Source organism: Bowdeniella nasicola (assembly GCF_001907295.1).
Lineage (GTDB): Bacteria > Actinomycetota > Actinomycetes > Actinomycetales > Actinomycetaceae > Bowdeniella > Bowdeniella nasicola.
Genome location: NZ_MQVR01000008.1, coordinates 48,828 through 53,924 on the forward strand (window position 1 = coordinate 48,828; position 5,097 = coordinate 53,924).

A 5,097-nucleotide genomic window follows, 5' to 3' on the forward strand; every position below is an offset into this window, starting at 1 on the left:
GCCGAGTACTGACTCCGGCGAGATAGCAGTCGGCAACAACGGTGATCAAGGCGGACTCGGCGCGCTTGCGACGTTCCAGCAGCCATTCGGGGAAGTAGGTGCCCTGGCGTAGTTTCGGGACAGCGATGTCCAAGGTCCCAACACGGGTGTCGAGAGGTCGATGCCGGTAGCCGTTGCGCTGGACCCGCCGGGCGTGGTCAAGACGTTCGAACAGACCGAAGAGCACTTCCGCCTGAAGTATCCCGGCGTCCCGTACAAGTGGGGTGTGCTCGGGGAGAACTCGGCACTGAACGACTTCACCGAGCCGTCGGGCACGGTGCAGTTCCTGATTGCCAGTGTCCAGGCGCTCGACAAGCCGGACACAAACACGCTCTACGCCAGTGCGGAGCAGCCGCAGCTGTGGGGTGACTCGCTCAGCGGTGTGCAGCAGATCGCGAAGGCTTGCCCGGTTGTCCTGATTGATGAGCCGCAGAACATGGCGACGCCGCTGCGCCGTCAGGCGATTGCCACCCTGAACCCGCTGGTGGCGCTGCGCTACAGCGCAACGCACAAGGAGCCGTTCAACCTCGTGCACCGGCTTGGCCCGAAGCAGGCCGCTGAGGCCGGTTTGGTCAAGCGGGTATCGGTCAAGGGCATCGTCGCAGGCGAGGACGGCAAGCCCTACGTCCGTCTCGACAAGCTCCGGAGCGTCCGCAAGCGTCTGATGGCTGAAGCTGTCATCGACAAGGCCGGTGGTAAGCGGGTGCCGGTGGTATTGCAGAACGGCACCGACCTGTTCGAGGAGTCCGGCAGTCTGCCACAGTACCGCGGCCTGGTGGTTGACAGCATCGAGCGCAAGCCCGACCGGGTGATCTTCGAGAACGGTCTCGTCGTGCACGCCGGAACTGAGACCGGTGTCGATGCCGAGGCGGTCTGGCGTGACCAGATCCGCCACACGATCCGCACGCACCTGGCCCGTCAAGGGCAGATCGATTCGATGAACCGTGGCGTCAAGGTGCTGTCGCTGTTCTTCGTCGAGCACGTGGCTGATTACGCCGGTGACGAGGCGGTACTGCCCGCGATGTTCGATGAGCTGTTCCGTGAGGAGTGGCTGCGCGCCGGCTATCCCGAGAACGAGATGCCCGACGCGGCCGAGCTGCGGGTCGCATACTTCCCGTCGACCAAGACGGGCATCCTTAAGGACACCTCCGGGCGAGCCTCGGACGCTGAGCTGGAGGCGCGGGCGTACCAGGAGATCATCGCCAACAAGGAACTCATTCTTGATCGCGCCAATCCGCGCGCGTTCATTTTTTCCCACTCCGCGCTCAAGGAGGGCTGGGATAACCCGAACGTCTTTCAGGTCGGGTTCCTGCGCCACACCCGCTCCGAGCTGGAGCGTCGCCAGCAGATCGGCCGCGGCCTGCGTCTGCCGGTCGACCAGTCCGGTCACCGTGTCATGGACCCGGCGATCAACCGGCTCACGCTCATCGTCTACGAGTCCTTCACCGAGTTCCGTGACGGCCTGAACGCCGAATACATCGCCTCTGGTGGCGGCTCCGGCGATACAGGCCCTGAGGTCGACAACGCCGACAACGAGGTCATCGTCCGCAGGCGCCCTGCCCTGTTCGATAGCCCCGAGTTCGCTGAGCTGTGGAAGCGCATCCGCTACAAGGCGCGCTACCGCGTCACCGTGGAGCCAGAGGCACTCCGCATCGTGGTCGCCGCATCGGAGCACCTGGCCGACCTCGAGTTCATCGAGCGTCGCGCCAACGTCGTGCAGTCCGCCGATCTCGTCTACGACGACGAGGGGCACGTCATCACGGCGGACTCTGCCGTGGCCGAATCGCGCGGTGAACGCATTGTCGTCGCGGGCCAGCGGCTGCCTGACGTCGTGCAGCTCATCGAGGATCAGCTGCAGTACGGCAAGTTCCCGCTCCAGCTCACCCGCCCGACCGTGGCAGCGATCGTGCGCGAGATCCTGAACTATCCCGACCGCGACTACGCCCGGCACGTCCTCGACGATCCTGACCGCTGGGCACGCATCGTGGCGAATACGATCCGCATCGAGACGATCGAGCAGATGGTGCGCGGCATCAGCTATGAACCCATCGACGAGACGGACTGGTGGGATGCCGAGGTCGTCTTCCTCGAAGTCGAATCCAAGAACCCGCCGCAGCCGCTGCCCGGCAACCCAGATCCGAAGAACGGCGTCATTGCCGCGCCCGAGGGCGGCGTAAACCTCTACGACCACGTTGACTACGACAGCCACGTCGAGCGCGCCTTCGCCGCGCAGCTCGAGAACAACCGCGAGCACGTCAAGCTGTTCACCAAGCTGCCGCGCCGCTTCCGCGTCCGCACGCCTGTTGGCGAGTACTCGCCGGACTGGGCCATTGTCTACGCCGAGAACGGTGCCCAGCGGCTCTACCTCGTCCGCGAGACCAAGGACACCCGCAACCTTGACGACCTCGACTGGGACGAGGAGATGCGCATCCGCTTCGCGGAGCACCACTTCGACGCCGCACCGATCGGGCCGGTCGACTACAACTACACAACCGACAAACACGGACTGCTGATCGCCGGAGCCGGAGGTGACGACTGATGGTGGCGAGCAAGACCGACGATTCGCAAGTTGCCGACGGGCCTGGAGTCGGTGCGTTGATGGCCGATCCCGTTCTTCCTCTCTCGCTCATGAATCGTGACCGATTCTTGGCTCTGTTCTACGACCCGGAACGCTTCGATATCCACGCGAAGACGGTCATGCACCTGCATGTCCTGCGTATCGATGGCGGAGACTTCGCGATCAAGCCGCTGTTCAAGGAGCTGGTCAACAACAGCATCAGTTACGTGCTGTCGCGGCAGAACCTGGGCAAGCTCACGAGCGATCTCAGCCGCATGGGTGAGTTCTTTAGGAAAGCGCAGATCCAGTTCAAGGCACCGGATCCCAACGCGGGTGAAGGCGGAGAGCTGCTTCTCTACTCCTTCCTCGAAGGGCACCTTGGGGCGCCGAAGATCCTCTCGAAGATGGAACTTAAGACCTCGGCCGAGCACTACGTGCACGGCACTGACGGCGTGCATCTGCTTGAGGCTACTCCAGGCGACTACCAGCTGATCTTCGGAGAGTCCAAGATGTACGGCGATGTCGCCGGGAGTGTCGGATCGAGCGCTCGTCGTGGTGTGAAGGCAGCCTTTGCAAGCATGGGCAAGGTTAAAGAGGACGACTTCGATTTCGATACCTGGCTTGTCGAGTCCGAGCTCCTCAAGGAGAGTCTCGACGACGACAAGGTCGAGCTTCTGGCATCGATACTCTTGCCGCCGGCCTCGGGGGCGCCAGCGATCACGAAGTCGAATGCATTTGGGGTTTTCATCGGCTTCGAGCTGGACGTGACTACCTACCCGTTCGCGGACCATACGGCCGTGGAGATTGAGACATATCTGCGCGATCTCGCCCTCGCGGCTATAGCCGCTGAAGTTGACACCATCAAGGCTGAGATTCAGGACCGTGGTCTTGGTGGGTACCAATTCCACATTTACGCCGTGCCGTTCCTGAAACGAAATGTCAACGGCACTGTGCGTGGCATCGAGGACATCCGAATCGATCTTGCTTCTGAGCTCAGCGGCAAGAACCTACGCCCACCGAAGGATAAGGCGAAGAAGTGACGTCGCGTACGGCTGCTGATCTACTCAGCGAAATTATCCTCCAGCGTCCGGGCTTTCGGTCCGCATACGGCGGCCTTGAGCGCGCCGCCGCAGAGTCGTTCCTCACGGGCGAGGTGACGCAGATACTGGATCCGGTCGATGCCAAGCACCTCTTACGCTATGCCGACGTGCTGTCGCACTCCAGAGACGCGCATCATCGGGAGCTGGCATACACGGCGATTGCACTGCTTCGCGAGTACGACACTGCCGTGGGGCTCGGACAGGAACTGAGTGACCGGGTGCTCGCGGTCGCGGAGGCAGTGCTTGTCCAGCTCGGAAACTTCCCAGGAATCCGAACCCTGCAGAAGGGGGTTGGTAGCCGATACGCGCTGCCACTATCTCGCGGCGCACTGCGGATCGCGAAGGAGGTATTGCAGCGCACGAGTAAGGGCGATGCGACGCTCACTGATGCGCAATATGCGATTACGGAGAAGATGCGCGGCGAGGACTACTTCAGTTTCTCGGGCCCCACGTCGCTTGGCAAGTCCTTCATCATAAAGGACGCGCTTTACGACATCGTCCGCCGGGACGAGCTCAACGATCACTGCGTCGTCGTCCTCGTTCCAACAAAGGCACTCATCGGCCAAACGGCAGCAGATCTCAGAAATCTCCTGTCGGAAGTGCCGGAAGTAAACGTCGCGACCTACCCATCGCTTCCGAAGATTCTGCGCCAAAGGTACCGGCGCACGATCTTCGTACTGACCCCCGAACGGTTACTCCGCTATCTAGCAGATCCAGTGCGCGAGATTGACTACCTTGTGGTCGACGAGGCGCAGAAGGTCATCGCTAAGAACGATGCGCGTAGCTCGCTCTACTACCATGCGATCGTCGAAGCGACCCGTAGATTCGCGACAAAACTCGTCTTCGCATCGCCAAGCATCGCGAACCCAGAACTGTTTCTGGAGCTATTCGGTAAAGCAACCAACGGGGCGCTAGCTGTCAAAGAGCGGACGGTAGCGCAGCATCGATACTTCGTCGATCTGGTCGCTCAACGTCAGTACTACTTCTCCGGCATCGATGCCACGCCACAGGAGCTCGAAGCGGCTCCATTGCAGGCGAGCGTGGTTGATCTCATCCTGTCTAGGAGCGGGGATCGCAAGGCAATCATCTACATCAACGGCTCTTTGAAGTCTGCGGAGTTCGCACTTCGACTTGCGGAGCGTCGTGACGCGGTGTCGTCAGATAAGGAGATTGATGATCTAATCAAGCACGTTCGTGAGTACGTACACAAGGACTACTTCCTCGCGAGCACCTTGAGTCGTGGCGTCGCCTTCCATCACGGAAAAATGCCCCAGGAAGTACGTGAACGGGTCGAACAAGCATTCTCGGAAGTTGAGTCCCTCATAGTGGTGTAGCGGGGTGGTCGTGCTGGACAGCAGGGCGGTCACCGCGTGATCCTCGAGTTCATCTTCTACAACTCAC

Annotated in this window: 3 protein-coding genes and 1 pseudogene; 3 read left to right on the forward strand and 1 reads right to left on the reverse strand. The window is 61.4% G+C overall.

All coding sequences use genetic code 11. The annotated features are described in order from the left end of the window. Positions 1–190: pseudogene (locus BSZ39_RS14485) on the reverse strand (transposase); the annotation flags it as partial. A gap of 1,869 nt (positions 191–2,059) precedes the next feature. On the opposite strand from BSZ39_RS14485, the gene BSZ39_RS14490 reads away from it, so the two are divergent. From BSZ39_RS14490 to BSZ39_RS02530, 3 genes are read left to right on the forward strand one after another with little or no spacing between them, the layout of a single operon-like run. Beyond that, positions 2,060–2,578, forward strand: a complete 519-nt coding sequence (locus BSZ39_RS14490; protein WP_245792402.1) for a restriction endonuclease — start codon at positions 2,060–2,062, stop codon at positions 2,576–2,578. Further along, positions 2,578–3,636: a HamA C-terminal domain-containing protein gene (locus BSZ39_RS02525; protein ID WP_073715818.1), complete on the forward strand. Its 1,059-nt coding sequence runs from the start codon at positions 2,578–2,580 to the stop codon at positions 3,634–3,636. The genes BSZ39_RS14490 and BSZ39_RS02525 overlap by 1 nt, the downstream gene beginning before the upstream one ends. Further along, positions 3,633–5,030 carry a DEAD/DEAH box helicase gene (locus BSZ39_RS02530; RefSeq protein WP_073715819.1) on the forward strand — a complete coding sequence of 466 codons (1,398 nt, stop codon included), beginning with the start codon at positions 3,633–3,635 and terminating at the stop codon, positions 5,028–5,030. Before BSZ39_RS02525 ends, BSZ39_RS02530 begins: the two co-directional genes overlap by 4 nt. The last annotated feature ends 67 nt before the right edge of the window (positions 5,031–5,097 follow it).